This is a genomic window from Blautia fusiformis (assembly GCF_020686995.1).
Classification (GTDB): Bacteria; Bacillota; Clostridia; order Lachnospirales; family Lachnospiraceae; genus Blautia_A; species Blautia_A fusiformis.
In genome coordinates this window covers 1-16,314 of sequence record NZ_JAJEPT010000031.1, presented here as the reverse complement: position 1 = coordinate 16,314, position 16,314 = coordinate 1, and the positions used below count along the sequence as shown (strand labels likewise).

Sequence of the window (16,314 nt, the reverse complement as noted above, 5' to 3'; positions counted from 1 at the left end):
CGGTTCATTCTTCTCACCCTGGCTTTCTATATACTGCCGTATCGTTTCAATCGTTGCTCCGCCTGCACTGAGCAGACCGAAGATCTGACCCCAGAATGCATCTTTCATGGTCTAACTCCATTATATTTATCATCCTTTTTCTTATATCGACGGATATGTATTTATGAACTAATTGTTCTTTTCAGTATACTACATCAGGGAAGAGAGAACAAGTGTTTCTTTTATACTATAGAGATTTTTTTGAGCAGATATGCTCAGATGTGCAATTCATCTCACCACCTGAAGAGGTGGGAGAATTCTTGCTACATTTGTTAAAATGGCTGATCGTATTGTACTGGTTTCTCAATCTTCTCTGCTGTCTGATCATAGCCAGGGCTTTTCACAACATTTCTCTCAGAGAAAAAAGACACGAACTGTTGGTTCAGCAGATGAGTTTTCTTCAGAAACAGCTGGAATATACAACCGAAATGGAACAAGAATATCAATCTGTGCGAAAATGGAATCACGATATGGAAAACCATCTCTTTTCACTGAATTATCTGATCCGCACCCAAAAATATCTTGAGGCAGATGTATATCTAGAAACAATTCTTTCAGAACTTCCGCCGGAAAAGAGGACTTTATGAAACGAGGCTTTACTATTCTTTTTATAGAACTTTTCTGTGTTCAGGCATCTCTTTTCCTGGGAGCTCTGCTACAGGAATATGCTCTGTTTTGCCAGATAATGCTTCTCTTTTTTCTGGCCCTCACTTACCGCAGGATCTACCTTCTTGCCAGACGATCGCTCAAAAATGCTCAGGAAGAGGCAAAATTTCAGGCTATTCAGAAGCAGGAACAGTTACAGAAAGAACAGGAGCAGCTGTTTGTTTCCAGAAAGCAGGAGACTCTAGAATTCCAGCAGTCTACCATCCGGAAACTTGAGACACTTCAGAATTACCTGAAAACGAACGAATATGATAAGATCCAGGACTACCTGCCTGCCATAACCGATGATTTTCAGAGAGAACGTTTCCATCCCATCTGTCAGGACAGCCTGATCAACGCCATCCTTGCGGACAAAAGATTTCTTGCCATGCAGAAAAATATCAAAGTTACCTACGAGGTTCTTCTTCCGGAGAAATCCAATATTCCCTCTTCGGAACTGAGCAGTATATTTTTCAACCTGCTGGATAATGGAATAGAAAGCTGCAACGCTTCCGGTTCTGAAGCACCGTTTATCTCTGTAACATCAAAAATGTCCGCCGGTTTTCTTACTGTCCACATGAAAAACAGCAAAGATCCGGCACAACCATTCAACCACAAAACATCAAAAAAAGATATCCCCAACCATGGATTCGGTCTGTCCATAATTGAAGATATCTGTGCAAAAAATGATGGTAGCTGTCAGTGGATCGACAATGGAGATACCTTTGATTCAGTTGTTATGCTGAGATACCAATAAGATTCAGCAGAACATACATATCCTTATCTTTCAGTTCCGCTGCATAATGCTCCACACATTTGAAGCCTTTTGAAATATCAAAATGTTTATCAAAATTCAAAACCTCATCAACTCCAGCTTCTTCTCCCTGGTCAGCTGCTTGATCCGGTACTCCCGGCTCATGGCCTCCTCCTTTGTGGCAAAGCCTTCATAATACACCAGCTTCACCGGCCTTTTGGCCCGGGTATATTTGGCGCCTGCTTTGCCTTCATTATGGGCTTTCATCCGCCTGGCAAGGCAGTTTGTCCAGCCGGTGTAGAGCGTGCCGTCTGCACACTGCACGATGTATGTATAGTTCATAGCAGTCTCCTCTTCTGTAAAAAATTTATGCAATACAATGCCAAATGCCAGTACATCTTCAGTAACATCAACCCTGATATGTGCCTTCCTGTAAAACAAATATCTGAACACTTTTCTGGACAGTGTGATCTGTCTTCCGTGATATTTCCTCTCCTGTAAAACAAACATCCAGTCGGCCGCATTCTTTCTATGTAAAGACAGCCACCAGCATTTCTTCAGCAGCCGTCCTTCTATCCTCAAGCAGCCGGCACAATTCATGTATTTCACTTACATCAAAAAAATAAAAGCAGGTCGGGATTCCGGCTGCGGATTTTCCCACCTGCTTTATTATACGGTCATTTCTTATTTCTGTGAATATGGAATTCACTGCATAGCTGCTCTATAGGTATTCGTATTCTGATCTTGCTGTATTTCCCGATCAATCAATAAGCTCTGCCTACTCCATCACATAATTCTTCAGCACATAAATCTTCCCATCACACTCCACAGCCTCCACCTTCACAGCCTGCTCCTGCGTTTCCGGATAATATCTGGAAGAGAAAACAACCTCTCCGCCATTCACATAGATTTCCACAGCTGTAGTATCCGCAAGAACTCTGATGCTTTCGATCACACCGGACGGAACATGCGCCTTACGTACTTTACGTCCGGCACCGGCCTTCTCGGAGAGAGTTAAGATCATATCTCCGTCCTGATATTCCAGGAAGAGATTTTCCCCAAGGCTTACTTTACCCTGCTCACCTTTTACCTGAACATCCAGATCAAACGGTCCATTCACCGGAATCTCCGCACTGGAACCGCTGACAGAAACGCCAGTCTTTCTCAGCCCGTTCAGTTCTTCCACCGGATACTGATAAAGCATTCCGTTTTTATACGTAACTTCCCTTGGAACAGTCAGGCAATGCTGCCAGCCTTCGCTCTCTGCTGTAGGATTCACATACTCCTCATCTGCATCCGGCATTCCCATCCAGCCGATCAGGATCCGTCTGCCCTTTCCATCCTGGAATGTCTGGGGTGCATAGAAATCAAAGCCGTGGTCCCATTCCCGGAAAGCTTTTTCCTCCGGCTTTCCATCCTTTAGGATAAAGTATCCGGACTGATAGATGTTCTGAAAACGGAACTCTTCTCTGGTCAGTCCCTGGGGAGATACAGAAAGCACCTCCTGTCCCTCAAGAGTGAAAAAATCCGGGCACTCCCACATGTATCCGAATGCCTTCTCCGTAGTAAGCTCACCGTCAAATTTCCAGTTCTTCAGATCTTCGGATCTGTAAAAAAGTACGGCGCCATGGTCGCTTTTCTGACGGCCGCCAAGGATCATCCGGTACTCTTCCCCCTCCTTCCAGACCTTCGGGTCACGGATGTGGCAGGTGTAATTCTCCGGATAATCCTCACAGGAAACTGCAACCTCCTTTGTTCCGAAATGAAGGCCGTCCGCACTCTCCACATGAAGAGTGCTGGACTGCCTTCCGTTATTGATATAATCATAATCTCCATCCATCTTGATGTTTCCTGTGTAGAAAAGATGAAGCTTATCTTTCTCCGCAATGGCAGAGCCTGAGTAAACACCATGACAGTCATAAATGCTGTCCGGCAGAAGCGGAACCCCTTCATATCTCCAGCTGATCATATCTTCACTGGAGTAATGTCCCCAGAATTTCAGTCCACCGTTGGCCTCAAACGGAGAATACTGGAAAAACACATGATATCTTCCCTTGTACCAGCATAATCCGTTCGGGTCATTGAGCCATCCCACAGGCGGCATCAGATGATGGGTCAGACGGTTTGTCTGCATCGTCCTGGCAACTGCTGCCGTTTCCTCGATTTTTCGCACTTCCTCTGCAAGTACCTTGGTCAGAGAACTCATTTTATTTTACCTCCAGTACTTCAGAACCATTATTTACTGTTCCTTCTGCAAGCATTTTTACTTCTTCATAATCATCGGTATTGGTTACGATCAGCGGTGTGGTCACATCATAGCCGGCTGCCTTAATAGCATCCATATCAAAGGTGATCAGTGTCTGGCCTTTTTTGACCACGTCACCGTCCTTTACATGAGCGGTGTAGAATTTACCGCCAAGTTCAACGGTGTCAACGCCGATATGGATCAGCAGCTCCAGACCACTTTCTGTTGCAAGCCCGATGGCATGCTTTGTGTCAAAAATTGTAGAAACCGTAGCGTCACAGGGTGCTTTTACTTCACCTTTGGACGGAATCACTGCCATGCCCCTTCCAAGGACTTCAGATGCAAAGGTTGCATCCTTTACTTCTGAAAGCGGAATCGCAGTTCCCTCAAGCGGGCTGTAGAGGGTCTGTGCACCTGTCTCTGAAGTTTTCTCCTGGGCAATTTCTGCCGGAGCATCTGATTTTTTCTCTGCTTCAATATTTTTTTCAGCTGTTTCCTGTACCTCATCCTTATATCCGAACATCCAGGTAAGCACAAAAGCCACACCAAATGCGATGGCAAACATCAGGATATAACCAACTGGATTATTCAAGCACAGCAGGATTCCGAAGATACCGGTAACACCTGTTCCTGTGGCACCAAGACTGCTAATGGAGGCAAAAAGTGCTCCGCATGCACCACCCAGGCAGCCCATGATAAACGGCTTTCCGAAGCGGAGGTTTACACCGAAGATTGCCGGCTCTGTGATTCCCATGCATGCGCTTAAGGCAGAAGGAACAGCCATGGATTTGATCTTCTGATTTCTGGATTTCAGGCCTACAGCAAGAGCTGCACCACCCTGTGCAATGTTAGCTGCAGATGCAAGTGGCAGCCAGTAGGTAACGCCGAATTTGGCCAGCTGTCCAAGGTCAATGATAGTGTACATGTGATGAACACCAGCAACAACAGTCGGTGCATAAAAGGCACCCATGATAAAGCTTCCGATTCCAAATGGCAGTGCGATCAGCCACTGGATTCCATCCAGAAGTCCGTTCTCAACAGCTACGAAGATCGGTCCGATAATGGAAAGTGTAAGATAACCGGTTACAAAAACACTGACAAGTGGTGTTACAAAAAGATCGAACATTGCAGGTACGATCTTATGAAGTCTTTTCTCGATCTGTGCCAGTACCCATACTGCAATGATAACCGGGATCACATGTCCCTGATATCCCACCATGTCAATGGAGTAAAGTCCAAACCATACCTTCTGCGTTGCCTGCACACCCTCTGTTGCAACAGTCCAGGCATTCTGCAGATTTGGATGGATCATGATCATACCGATAACCGCACCCAGATAAGGGTTGGCACCAAATACCTTCGCACCACTGTAAGCGATAAGGATCGGCAGGAATGTATACGCTGTGTTACTGAAAAGCTGTGCAAATACATAAATGGAACCATTGGTGTTAATATTCAGGAAGCCGTTGTTTACCATGAAGTTCAGGGCTTCCATGATTCCCATCAAAAATCCGCTGGCTACGATAGCGGGGATGATCGGGACAAAAATGTCTCCCAGTGTCTTGATCAGTCTCTGTATCGGATTAGCCTTGGATGCTGCCACCTTCTTAAGCTCATCCTTACTACTCTCTGATATTCCGGCGATCTGGATAAATTCATCATAAACTTTATTTACAACTCCTGTTCCCAGGATGATCTGCATCTGTCCCTGTGCGAAAAACACGCCCTTCACACCATCGATATTCTCTACATATTCCTTATCCGCCTTGTCATTATCCGCAATGACCAGACGAAGCCTTGTTGCACAGTGCGCCGCGGAAATGATGTTTTCTTTCTTTCCTACATGATCATAGATTTCCTGTGCTGTCTTTCTGTAATCCATGTCCTTCCTCCTTTTCTGCTACTGTTCCCGGACAGTCATCTCTTTCTGCTTTCCCTTTCTTCGGATCAGATCTGTCTGTTCTTTCTTCAACTTCCCGGGATTTATTATCTCTGATCCATTGTTTTTCATTTATTTATGAGATTGATTTCATATATCTATTCATACAAGGAACGGTAATCTTTCCATTTTTTTAAGTTTTTTGATGATTTTAGCACTTTTCAATGGTTTGTTTTATGTCGTTGCTTGTGTTCTTATGTGGAATCGTTCTCATATCTTACTTGTATTATAACTACTGCATTATTATTTGTAAATCCGCAACATCGCACAAATTTCTTCGGTCAAAATTGTACATATTCCATAAGAACAGATGCAAAACAGACAAACCAGTCAAGGTATCGCAGAAAAAATCTGGCATTTTTCTGTGTTTGCTCAGCCATAACACAGCACCACACAAAAAAGAAGCAGGTCTTTTTCTCCCAAAAGATCTGCTCCTGTTCCACAATAACTTATAATTTCTTCCTCTGTCTGCGAGGATATTCTCTGTTACCTGTGAGATTCCCGTTCCACAAGCTCACATCCCATTTTTATTTCCTTGCTGATCCCGGTATCGTTCTCAATAAGATCAGCCAGCATGGCTGCTGCCTCCATTCCGCTGGTCTTATAATAAAAATGTACCGTTGTCAGCTTCGGTTCCACGATCTTACCCGGAACTCCATCCCCAATCCCTGCGATCTGAACATCCTCGGGAATGCGAAGCCCGATCTCCTTCAAATAAGTCATGGCTCCCACCGCCATAGTATCCGTAGCACACACAAGAGAATCTATGGAAGGCTCCTCCTCAAAAAGCTCCTTCGCCATCTCATACCCGGAATCCATGGTAAAGCTTCCGATCTTCATCCTCTCCGGCACGACCTCCAGCTTAGCTTTATGGATAGCATCCATAAAACCCTTTTTCCTGCAGGCACCAACTGCCTCGTCCTTATCTGTAACGCCGATATAGGCAAACTTTTTCCCCTTCTCCGCCAGCTTCTCCGTGACCTGAAAAGCTGCTTTATGATCATCCTGATAAATACATGGATATCCGTCCAGATGCTGTCCCAGGATCACGATCGGTACCTTATAATCCTTCAGCATCTGTTTATGCTTTCTGGTAAACATGGTAGCAATAAAAACCACTCCGTCCACCTGACGTTCTTTAAACAGAGAAAGGTATTTCAGCTCTTCTTCCACATCATTATTGGTATTGGCCAGAATAAGCTGATATCCTCTCCGTGTAAGAATATCACTGATCCCTGTCACCTCACGGCTTATGGTATCTGAATTGATCTTTGGAAGGATGACACCGATGAGACTGGTTTTTTTGGTCCGCAGTGTCTGTGCCTGGGAGGATGGCTGATATCCTGTCTCCTGGATCACCCTGCGGATGACTTCCTTTTTTTCACTGCTGACATATCCATTATTCAGATATCTGGATACCGTAGCTCTGGAAACTCCGGCAAGCCTAGCTATTTCATTAATGTTCATAACTTATGTACCTCTTCTTTTGTCCTGTTATATCTGTCCTTGTATGCATATTTATAATATAGATTATACACGGTTTCTTTCCGGTAAAAAAGCTTCTTTTCCTATGTAAATGGAAATTTTTATTACTGCTCACTCCGTTCTCACTAATACGCTTCACAACACAGAGGATACGGGATGCATATACCTCCCATCCCGTATCCTCCATACTCTGTTTCCAAAAATCTCCCCGGCATATCTATTTTTCGGTTTTCCCTGTCATTCCAGATATTCAAACGGATCTACCGGCACGCCATCCTTTTTCATTGCAAAATAAAGATTCGGGCCTTCTACAGAATAATATTTGGTAGGTGCACTGATATTTCCGATCACTTCACCCTCCTTTACTGTGTCACCTTCTGCCACAGTAAGGTCCTTCAGCTGCCCGTATACTGCCTGATAACCATTTCCCAACTCCATAGTCACAGTCGTTCCCGTGCAGGCATCCTGTACAACAGAAAGCACCTGACCATCAGCCGCCGCATACACCGGCGCATCCTCCACTGCCTGCAAAGCAATGGCAGAGCTTACACGATACTGATCCAAAGTCGGATAATATACGGTTTCATCCATATTGTAATCCACAAGAACCGTTCCTCTGACCGGCCATTCCATAATGGAATCCTCCGTAAAATCCAAAGCCTGTGCCGCAATTCCGACAGCTGAGGTCTCTGCGGTATCTGTGGAAGCTCCAGCTCCGTTATTCACTGCTCCCTCTGCCGATGCATTATCTGCTGTATTTCCAGTGCCATCTGTGCGGCTTCTGTCTGCACCTGCCGCCGCAGACACGCTCCTATCATCCGTACCACTTCCATTATCTGCATCTGCCGCTGCATTTTCGGCTGTACCACTTCCTGCAGTCTCACGGATGCTTCCTGTCACTCCATCTGCTCCGGCTTCTGAATCTCCTGACAGACCTGCTTCATCTCCGGTTTCTCCATCAGAGATCTCATCCTGTGCTGCATCCTGCCAGCCATCTCCGGCAGCTGCCGCATCCTCTGCGTTTTCCCCGTCCGAAAGCTCCTCTTCCAGCCCGGTCTCTTCTACCTGTACAGAATTTTCCTCCTGGGGATTTTCTGCGATGGGCTTTGTTCCAAGCTGATAAACAGTAATCCCAAGTGCCGCCACTGCTGCCAGAACACCTCCGTTGATAATACCTCTCATAATTTTACTTTTCATATTCTTTCCACCTCTGTCTGATATGTTCATTTTCAGTAACAGAAAAAACAGTAAAGCTGCCGTTTCGGTCACCATTTCTATATCTATAGAGTGTCCAGAATATGGCTGTCTATTCATTTTTTGAATATTTTTTTATCAGACGTTGCTTCGGATGCCTGACTTTCTTTAATCCTCAGCTTTCAGCTCCATCTCCGGAAAATATTTTTCCAGGATCTCCTCCGCACTGCTTCCGTTTTTTGCCATCTCATTTCCACCAAACTGGGAAAATCCCACACCATGACCGCTGCCACGCACTCGCAGATAATAAATATCATCCTTTTTCTTCAAACTGAAATTCGCGGATTCCAGTCCCATTCCCGCTGCAAAGCTTTCTCCCTCCAGAAGTGTTTCCCCAATCGTAAGCTCTGTCACATAACCGGCACTGTCCCGTTTTTTGATCTTCAGCTCCCCGGAAAGCTGCCCCGCAGGAATTTCCACGATTTTTATATGATCCGGAGATTTTTTATCCTCAATGCTATCTGCCGATTTCAGATATGTATACGCCTCATCATGAAAAGCCTCTTCCCCGCTGCGGGTTTTCCCTGCGCTTCTCTTATGCCAGGGAGTCAGCCTCACTTTTCCTTCATATGTAAGTACCTGTCCATCCGTCTCTTTTGCTGCCTGCTCATAGATCTGCCTTTTTTCTGCAAAAAAATATCTCCAGACTTCCTCTGTACTTCCGTTTTCCCTCAGGATCTCTGCCAGATTTTTCCCCTCGCCCAGCCACCTTTGAATATTCGACCGTGCGATCACAGTCTGCGCTTTTATGGTTTCTTTTTTCATATCCGGGGAAATCTGCGAAAAAACAATGACCGGGAGATATTCTTCCATATCCGGCACCCTCTCTGCCAGGACCCTCTCCGGTCCATTCATGGTTGCCGCCGAAAAATAAGGAAGAACAATTGCTAAAAACACCAGACAATATCGAAGAAGCGCATATTTTTTCATAAAAAGCACCATAAGCGTTCTTTTTCCTAATATATGTTCTTTTGCCAAAAATTATTATTTGCTGTATACTATAGCGGTTCCATGAATCAATGCATCAAAAAAAGTTATTCCGAACATGCTGCAGTAATTTATGGAAATGCTATGTATCAATCCAAAAAGTATCTGCAGCGATCAGTCCTGCTCACCGCTTATTGCTTGCCACGAATGGAGGTATCACACACCATGCTTGCCATCTTTCTCGCACCATTATATATTCTCATTAATATTTATATCGTCCGCTGGATGATTTTGTGGATGGGTGCCTGCACTCATTTTTTCCAGACCTTTGCGTTCCGGGCATGCTTTGCAGGTGTTTATATTTTTCTGTCCACTTCTCTTCTGACCTGTTTTCTCATCCGGAAGCCCCCTGCGCTCCATCGCTTCCTGAAAAATACGGCAAATTATTTTCAGGGAACATTTCTTTACATCCTGATCGTAATCGTAACTACAGATCTCTGCAGACTGATCCTAAAGCATACGCTTCATCCGGCCTGGATGTATTCCCGGAAAGCCTTCGTAGTCACAGGCGCTGTCTGCACCCTTCTGATCATTGGTGTCAGTCTCTATGGGATTTTTAATCAGTGGAATATTAAGACAAAAACTTATGATGTGAAAATAGACAAGCAGGTGAAGGGAATGGACTCCCTGAAGATTGTCCTGCTCGCAGACATTCATTTCGGTTACAGTATCGGAGAAAAACATGCCGGGCTTCTTGTAAAAAAGATCAACGCCGAAGATCCGGATCTGATCTGTATTGCCGGCGATATTTTTGATAACGAATATGAAGGGATCAAAAACCCGAAAAAAACAGCGGCCATTCTCCGTTCGCTGAAATCCAGATACGGCGTTTATGCCTGTTGGGGCAACCATGATCTCAGCGAACCGATTCTGGCCGGTTTTACCTTCCGCAATGCAAAAAAAGATTATGATGATCCCAGAATGCGGAATTTTCTGGAATCTGCCAACATCCGGCTTCTCGATGACGAAACCGTCCTCATAGATAAACGGTTTTATCTGACAGGCCGTAAGGATCCTTCACGCTGCCGAAAAATGTCCGACACCCGTAAGGATCCTGACCAGCTTACAGCCTCCCTTGACAAAACACTCCCGATTATTTTTATGGATCATCAGCCCGGTCAGCTGGATGAAGTGGCAGCCGCAGGCGCAGACCTTGATCTCTGCGGCCATACTCATGACGGCCAGCTGTTCCCTCTGAACATCATCACCGGACTGATCTGGGAAAATTCCTGCGGTTACCTGAAAAAGGGGACTATGCACAACATCGTTACCTCCGGTGCCGGCATATGGGGCCCGAATATGCGTACTGCCACAAACAGTGAGATCTGTTCGATCACAGTACATTTTTATCCTGCCAGACCTAACTCCTCTGATCCCTCATAAATATCTTCCACCGGCAGCTCCTCCGCACTCTCACTATCCTCTTCTGTTATTTCTGTTCCGTTATTTTCTTCTTCCGTTTCAGAGTCCTTCGGAAACTCAATTACTTCAGCCGTATCACCACTTTCTGATATCTCCGGCTCTTCACTGGAATCATCAAATATCTCTTCCTCAGTATTATCGTCCGTCTTTCCTTCTTCAGAACTCATATTGAGTTCCTCGCTGCTCTCTTCTTCAGCTTTCTTTTCACTGTTTCGGATGATCTCAAGGGCTTCTGTTTCTGAAATAATACCTGAATTATCTTCCATTGCATTTGCTTCCGGCACTTCATAATCATATACAAAGGTATTGACTGGCATAAGCTTGTTTGACTGCACATCATAGTCAAATACATGCCACAGGTATCCTTCCCTGTTAACCGGTACATTTGCCTGGTAGATCTGTTTTCCACCCCGGTAAACGGTTACTTTGGCTGACGAAGCAGATAATTCTGTACTCGCATCATCTTCACCGTTTGTATAATCGTATACATAAAAGCTATATTTTCTTCCGGTGAAGCCTTTGTATATGGTTGTTGTTTCCGGTCCATAGCTGCTTGTATCATCCAGATCCAGATTTGCTATTACATCTCCATCCTCTGAATATGCATTTTTATCCCTGTAGTATACATGGAAGTAGTCATCTCCGTTTTCATCAGCAGGTCCCAGCAGATGAGAATCCAGGTCTCGCGGAGTTTCTCCCCATGTAAGCACGATCTGAAGAAGTCCCTCATCTCCTGCACTGATATTGGTCGGTGACATTGTTACATCACGTTCACTGCATGCATTTGCCTGAACTACAACATTGATATGAGCAGAAACAAAATCTTCATTGCTTGCATTCAGCGTATAGTTTCCGGCTGGCACGGTCAACGTATAGGTTCCATCTGCTGATACGCCTTCTTTCACAGTCTCTCCGATCACATTATCCCAGCCCTTACGTAATTCATAAGTTACATTTTCTATATTTCCGCCGGTCATGGAATGAATAAATCTTCCACTCAGCTCACCATCTCCGGCTTCTGCTCTGGATACCATCAGGAAAGATTCTGCGTATGTGATCTGGTTCGCTGATACTTCCATGGAACTGCTCTCATATTTCTGGTAACCGGTTGCTGTGACAACAATTTTGTAGGTTCCTTCATCAAGATCATTAAATGAATAAGTTCCATCTTCTTTCGTGAAAGTTTTTTCAACCTTGACTGTTCCGGAATATGCTTCCACGCTGGCATTTTTTACAGGAGCTTTGCTGTTTGAATCCAAAACGCTTCCCTCAATGCTTCCGGCTCCGACTGTACATTTATCCACCAGTGTTCCATTTTCAAAATGAACCTTCAATTTTAGTGGATTATCGTCATCATCAGACAGAAAATCCTTGGACAACGTATAATGCCATACCGTTTTCAGGAACTTTCCGACCACCGTATCCGGATTCAACTCACCCGCTGCGTAAATATAGGTTCTTACATCAGAACAAAGCACATTTCCGGCATCACGAACTGTATAGGATACGCTTGCCTTTGCCGCAGGTCCTACCTTAATATCAATTCCTGCCAGATCCCATGTCTCCAATGCAGTCAGATTTAATCCAAACTGAAGACCGCATTTCGCAGATCCTTCTATTGTGACCGGTGTCAAAGTCTGACTGAAATCATGGATAAATCTTCCATTTCCATCTTTGAATTCATATCCGCCAGTTGCTTCAACGGAATATTTCACAACAAACTGCCCGGACACATCATAAAACAGAGAAACCACCAGATCTGCAGAAAGACCAGTTGTACCAAGCTTTATAGGAACTCGTCCCAGTTCAAGTACATCGCTGACTGTTTCCATAGTTCCACTTGCATGTTTGATCTGCTGCTCTGAATTCACGCCACTTATATAAAGTCCGCCTTCGAAATCAGCTTTTCCTGTAACTGACGCAATAAAATGCCTTACCTCTATCTTTCCCCAGCTAAATCCAGCATCCAGCTTACAGCTTACATCCGGAATCGTAACAGCAACAGAACCGGACAACTTCACCTTATCATTAAATTTATGATTAAGATCAAATTTCAATTTACCTGGAACCGGAATACTTCCGCCGAGAGTAAGTCCTCCTGCCGGCACCTCACTTGAATTTTCCGGAATATACTCATATTGAACGCCCTCTGCAGTTACCTGCATATTTTCCGGATCTGCAATTCCTGCACCTTCAAAATCAATTGATTTGTAAACCTCTGAAATATCATCCGGTTTGCCGGCCTTAATGATCAGACGGCCCTGTCCGTCCTTTGTGATATTCTGGACTTTTAATGCAATATCTGTATCTGTTCCCATTTCCTTTGCAGAAAACAGTACAACCTTTCCGGTTTCCAGATTTTTATAAGCATTTCCATCTTTTACTGTGATCGTATAAGTTCCGTCACTGTTCTGGACAACATTGTATATATTTTTGGAAGTATCTTTGACTTCAACTACATTTGTTGCATAGGTAACCTTGCTGTCATAATTCTCATCGATTACTGAGTCCTCAGTGATCTGGTCGATAGCTTTTAAGATCTGAGCTGCATCATTTCCGTTAATTGCCTTCTCCGGTTCAAAGGTATCTCCATTCAGAGACAGCATATTCTTTTTCAGTGCAATAGCTACAACATTTTTATACCTGATCTGAGCCGCATCTGCACATGTCGGTTCTTCATCCGTAGTTTCATATCCCATAAGCATTACTGCTGTATATGCGGCAAACTCTCTTGTTGCATATTCGTCAGGATAAAAATATGGAACATCCTGCTCATCGGTTTCATCGGGAATGATTCCCATAGTTTTTGCAATTTCTGCTGCGATTCCATTTTCATTTTCTCTGGTATCAGCATAATAATAATTTTTGCTATCAAACTGCTCTTCATACTTGCAGCCAACTTTATCCAGAAGAAGTTTTACCCATTCACCTCTGGTGTATTCATGTCCGGAATCCTGCACGTATTTTTTCGTAACAAAAATCCTTGCAAAGATTTTTATTCCTTTTACTTTGGCAACGATCGATGTATTTCCCTCTCCGACTGCCTGGACAACACCTGTTTTTGTTACTGTTGCAATTTTCTGATCAGCAGATGACCAGCTTACTTTAACACCCTTTTCCTTAAAACCAAGCTGGATACTTTCCCCTTCTTCCAGAGTAGCTTTTTGATTTTTCAGTGTTGGTTTCACAACTGTTATCTTACATCGATATGTTCTCTTCTTGGAATCTTTAAAGGTTACTGTACATGTTCCTGTTCCTGTTACAGAAACCGTACCATCTTTTTTTACCTTGGCAACCTTTGTATTTGAACTTGAGGCAGTTTTGATCACATCACCCTTTATCGAAAGCTTCCTGGACGTATTCGCTGTTCCCCATACAAATTTTAAGCTCTTTGCAGACAGATAAGGATTTTTTACCGTAACCTTACAGGTATACACTTTTTTTCCTATTTTAGCCTTAACCACTGTTGTTCCGGTTTTTACTGCTGTTATTTTTCCCTTAGAGCTGACTTTAACGATTTTTTTATTGGCAGAACTCCATACCGTCTTTCCCGAAACACCGTTTACTTTTAACTGCAGACTTTTTCCCTTTACATACAATACGGCTTTTTTCACTGACATTCCCGGGCTTTTTACTGTAACCTTACAGGTTAATGTCTTTTTGGCAATTCTGGCCTTTACTGTTGCGGTTCCGGTCTTCACAGCCGTTATCTTTCCCTTTGACGAAACCTTTACAACTTTATTATTGGAAGAAGACCATTTCACGGCTTTCTTCCAGTTTACAACCTTTAACTGTGATGTTTTTCCCACGTACAAAACCTTTTTTGTACTGTTCAGTCTGGGATTTGCAGCTGCATTTGCTGGCATGCTGATTCCTAAGATCAACATCAGGATCAGCATCAGCGGCAGCAATTTTTTGATGCACTTTTTCTCTTCATAAGCACTTTTCCCTTCTACTGTACTATGCTATAATGTTCATCAATTATAAATTTTCGAGATCATTCGAAATCATTTATAATTAATCCCCCGTAAATTATCAGACTATCAACCAAGAAAGGAGAAAAATCATGAGTGTCACCGTAAATCCAAAAGCACGCCAAATTTTACCGGTTATTCTGGGCTGCTGCGTAATCGGAACTGTTTTTTTTCTGGCAATAACTATCTGTTCCGCCATAAAATATCATGATTACGTACCTGTAGATGCTGTTATATCATCTGTCAGCCGCTCAAATAATCCTAACAAGCCTCATAGTTCCAATTATCATAACTATGTGAAGTACTCTTACACCTACAAGGAACAAAACTACACAGCTGACCGAATCGAGTTTTTACGTCTCGGCAAAGCCCCCGGAAAGCATGTTCAGATTAAATGTGATCCGCAGAATCCAAACCAGATCCAGAATATCTATTCTATGACCATCTGTATTGTCTTCCTGGTAATCCTGATCATAACAGATTTCCTGCTCATTCTTATGATAAAGTCTTAATACTGTACAGCTATACTCTAATTATATAACATTTTTATCTCTTGAACTTTGTCAAATTTGTCGCAAAGTGAACATTTTTTGTCGAAAATGTCCATAATAATTTTTTATCGCATTGACATACTCCTACCATTGAAATCCTACTCGATGGCTCTGCTGATTCGTTCATCAGTACGTAATTTTCTATGATATAAAAAAGACGGTTACGTTGTGATTCAACGTAACCGTCTTCCTTTATACTATACTCGCACAGATATAAAACAAAATTCCCACCTATTGCCTTGAGCAATAAATGGGAATTTATCTGATCCACTTAAAAAGTGAGGCATCGGGGATTCGAACCCCGGACAACTTGATTAAAAGTCAAGTGCTCTACCGACTGAGCTAATACCCCATATTAAATTAATTAATACTCAGGCTTTTTCTAACCAGCCGTTCGTATGTTTTACATTAAAACATGCCCAGAGCCGGAATCGAACCAGCGACACGAGGATTTTCAGTCCTCTGCTCTACCAACTGAGCTATCTGGGCATAAGTAGCGGGGACAGGATTTGAACCTATGACCTTCGGGTTATGAGCCCGACGAGCTTCCAGACTGCTCCACCCCGCGTTATTAAATGTTAAAAGCCGATGATCGGACTCGAACCGATAACCTGCTGATTACAAATCAGCTGCTCTGCCAATTGAGCCACATCGGCATTTAAGTGGATGGAGAAGGATTCGAACCTTCGAAGGCGGTGCCAACAGATTTACAGTCTGCCCCCTTTGGCCACTCGGGAATCCATCCATAATCTATGGGACCTATAGGGCTCGAACCTATGACCCTCTGCTTGTAAGGCAGATGCTCTCCCAGCTGAGCTAAGATCCCATATTTAATTCATTACAGCTAAGCTGTAACGACCCAGAAGAGACTCGAACTCTCGACCTCCGCCGTGACAGGGCGGCGCTCTAACCAACTGAGCCACTGGGCCATTTTAAGGTTTGTACCTTAAAAACTACATACATGCTTGTTGATCGTTAATCAAACTCTTTGAATCAATTCTTAACCTGCGTTTCTTGGT

The 16,314-nt window shown here is 43.7% G+C and carries 11 protein-coding genes, 7 tRNA genes and 1 pseudogene; 4 read left to right on the top strand and 15 right to left on the bottom strand.

Going from position 1 to position 16,314, the window contains the following annotated elements; all coding sequences use genetic code 11:
- Nucleotides 1-105 (bottom strand): annotated as a pseudogene (locus tag LKD46_RS16925) (IS200/IS605 family transposase); the annotation flags it as partial.
- A gap of 194 nt (nt 106-299) precedes the next feature.
- Here LKD46_RS16925 and LKD46_RS16350 point away from each other — a divergent pair.
- Nucleotides 300-626: a hypothetical protein gene (locus LKD46_RS16350; protein WP_129976138.1), complete on the top strand. Its 327-nt coding sequence runs from the start codon at nt 300-302 to the stop codon at nt 624-626.
- Nucleotides 623-1,441, top strand: coding sequence for an ATP-binding protein (locus LKD46_RS16345; protein WP_173746772.1), 819 nt, complete (start codon nt 623-625; stop codon nt 1,439-1,441). The genes LKD46_RS16350 and LKD46_RS16345 overlap by 4 nt, the downstream gene beginning before the upstream one ends.
- Before the next feature lie 96 nt (nt 1,442-1,537).
- Here LKD46_RS16345 and LKD46_RS16340 read toward each other — a convergent pair whose 3' ends face one another.
- The 6 genes from LKD46_RS16340 to LKD46_RS16315 all read right to left on the bottom strand — a co-directional run bounded on the left by LKD46_RS16340 (nt 1,538) and on the right by LKD46_RS16315 (nt 9,339).
- Nucleotides 1,538-1,780, bottom strand: coding sequence for a GIY-YIG nuclease family protein (locus LKD46_RS16340; RefSeq protein ID WP_118626573.1), 243 nt, complete (start codon nt 1,778-1,780; stop codon nt 1,538-1,540).
- Nucleotides 1,781-2,216: 436 nt separating this feature from the next.
- Complete coding sequence (locus tag LKD46_RS16335; RefSeq protein ID WP_227574380.1) at nt 2,217-3,644, bottom strand: glycoside hydrolase family 32 protein; 1,428 nt, start codon at nt 3,642-3,644, stop codon at nt 2,217-2,219.
- A gap of 1 nt (nt 3,645) precedes the next feature.
- Complete coding sequence (locus tag LKD46_RS16330; RefSeq protein WP_092071836.1) at nt 3,646-5,565, bottom strand: PTS sucrose transporter subunit IIABC; 1,920 nt, start codon at nt 5,563-5,565, stop codon at nt 3,646-3,648.
- Nucleotides 5,566-6,108: 543 nt separating this feature from the next.
- Complete coding sequence (locus LKD46_RS16325; protein ID WP_021652887.1) at nt 6,109-7,089, bottom strand: LacI family DNA-binding transcriptional regulator; 981 nt, start codon at nt 7,087-7,089, stop codon at nt 6,109-6,111.
- Between the two features lie 255 nt (nt 7,090-7,344).
- The gene (locus tag LKD46_RS16320) at nt 7,345-8,304 is read right to left on the bottom strand and encodes a M23 family metallopeptidase (RefSeq protein WP_227574379.1); all 960 of its coding nucleotides are present in this window, start codon (nt 8,302-8,304) and stop codon (nt 7,345-7,347) included.
- 165 nt (nt 8,305-8,469) lie between these two features.
- On the bottom strand, nt 8,470-9,339 hold the full coding sequence (locus LKD46_RS16315) for a SpoIID/LytB domain-containing protein (protein WP_147420742.1): 870 nt from the start codon (nt 9,337-9,339) through the stop codon (nt 8,470-8,472).
- 174 nt (nt 9,340-9,513) lie between these two features.
- On the opposite strand from LKD46_RS16315, the gene LKD46_RS16310 reads away from it, so the two are divergent.
- Nucleotides 9,514-10,731, top strand: a complete 1,218-nt coding sequence (locus LKD46_RS16310) for a metallophosphoesterase (RefSeq protein WP_118753336.1) — start codon at nt 9,514-9,516, stop codon at nt 10,729-10,731.
- On the opposite strand, the gene LKD46_RS16305 is transcribed toward LKD46_RS16310, so the two are convergent.
- Nucleotides 10,695-14,636, bottom strand: a complete 3,942-nt coding sequence (locus LKD46_RS16305) for a carboxypeptidase regulatory-like domain-containing protein (protein ID WP_227574378.1) — start codon at nt 14,634-14,636, stop codon at nt 10,695-10,697. The genes LKD46_RS16310 and LKD46_RS16305 overlap by 37 nt on opposite strands.
- A gap of 200 nt (nt 14,637-14,836) precedes the next feature.
- Between LKD46_RS16305 and LKD46_RS16300 the strand changes: the two genes are divergently transcribed.
- Nucleotides 14,837-15,256: a DUF3592 domain-containing protein gene (locus tag LKD46_RS16300; RefSeq protein ID WP_110103151.1), complete on the top strand. Its 420-nt coding sequence runs from the start codon at nt 14,837-14,839 to the stop codon at nt 15,254-15,256.
- A 318-nt stretch (nt 15,257-15,574) separates the two neighbouring features.
- Here LKD46_RS16300 and LKD46_RS16295 read toward each other — a convergent pair.
- From LKD46_RS16295 to LKD46_RS16265, 7 genes are all read right to left on the bottom strand, one after another.
- Nucleotides 15,575-15,647: transfer RNA gene (locus tag LKD46_RS16295), tRNA-Lys, on the bottom strand.
- 64 nt (nt 15,648-15,711) lie between these two features.
- Nucleotides 15,712-15,784 (bottom strand) — tRNA-Phe (locus tag LKD46_RS16290).
- A gap of 5 nt (nt 15,785-15,789) precedes the next feature.
- Nucleotides 15,790-15,863: transfer RNA gene (locus LKD46_RS16285), tRNA-Met, on the bottom strand.
- Nucleotides 15,864-15,878: 15 nt separating this feature from the next.
- A tRNA-Thr gene (locus tag LKD46_RS16280) sits at nt 15,879-15,951 on the bottom strand.
- A 7-nt stretch (nt 15,952-15,958) separates the two neighbouring features.
- Nucleotides 15,959-16,040, bottom strand: a tRNA-Tyr gene (locus LKD46_RS16275).
- An 8-nt stretch (nt 16,041-16,048) separates the two neighbouring features.
- Nucleotides 16,049-16,121: transfer RNA gene (locus LKD46_RS16270), tRNA-Val, on the bottom strand.
- 29 nt (nt 16,122-16,150) lie between these two features.
- Nucleotides 16,151-16,224: transfer RNA gene (locus LKD46_RS16265), tRNA-Asp, on the bottom strand.
- Nucleotides 16,225-16,314: the final 90 nt, after the last annotated feature.

What these genes read in the sequence shown, in the direction of transcription:
- LKD46_RS16310 (WP_118753336.1), top strand. Translation starts at nt 9,514, where the DNA reads ATGCTTGCCATCTTTCTCGCACCATTATATATTCTCATTAATATTTAT.
- LKD46_RS16300 (WP_110103151.1), top strand. Translation starts at nt 14,837, where the DNA reads ATGAGTGTCACCGTAAATCCAAAAGCACGCCAAATTTTACCGGTTATT.
- LKD46_RS16325 (WP_021652887.1), bottom strand. Translation starts at nt 7,089, where the DNA reads ATGAACATTAATGAAATAGCTAGGCTTGCCGGAGTTTCCAGAGCTACG.
- LKD46_RS16345 (WP_173746772.1), top strand. Translation starts at nt 623, where the DNA reads ATGAAACGAGGCTTTACTATTCTTTTTATAGAACTTTTCTGTGTTCAG.
- LKD46_RS16335 (WP_227574380.1), bottom strand. Translation starts at nt 3,644, where the DNA reads ATGAGTTCTCTGACCAAGGTACTTGCAGAGGAAGTGCGAAAAATCGAG.
- LKD46_RS16340 (WP_118626573.1), bottom strand. Translation starts at nt 1,780, where the DNA reads ATGAACTATACATACATCGTGCAGTGTGCAGACGGCACGCTCTACACC.
- LKD46_RS16320 (WP_227574379.1), bottom strand. Translation starts at nt 8,304, where the DNA reads ATGAAAAGTAAAATTATGAGAGGTATTATCAACGGAGGTGTTCTGGCA.
- LKD46_RS16305 (WP_227574378.1), bottom strand. Translation starts at nt 14,636, where the DNA reads ATGCCAGCAAATGCAGCTGCAAATCCCAGACTGAACAGTACAAAAAAG.
- LKD46_RS16330 (WP_092071836.1), bottom strand. Translation starts at nt 5,565, where the DNA reads ATGGATTACAGAAAGACAGCACAGGAAATCTATGATCATGTAGGAAAG.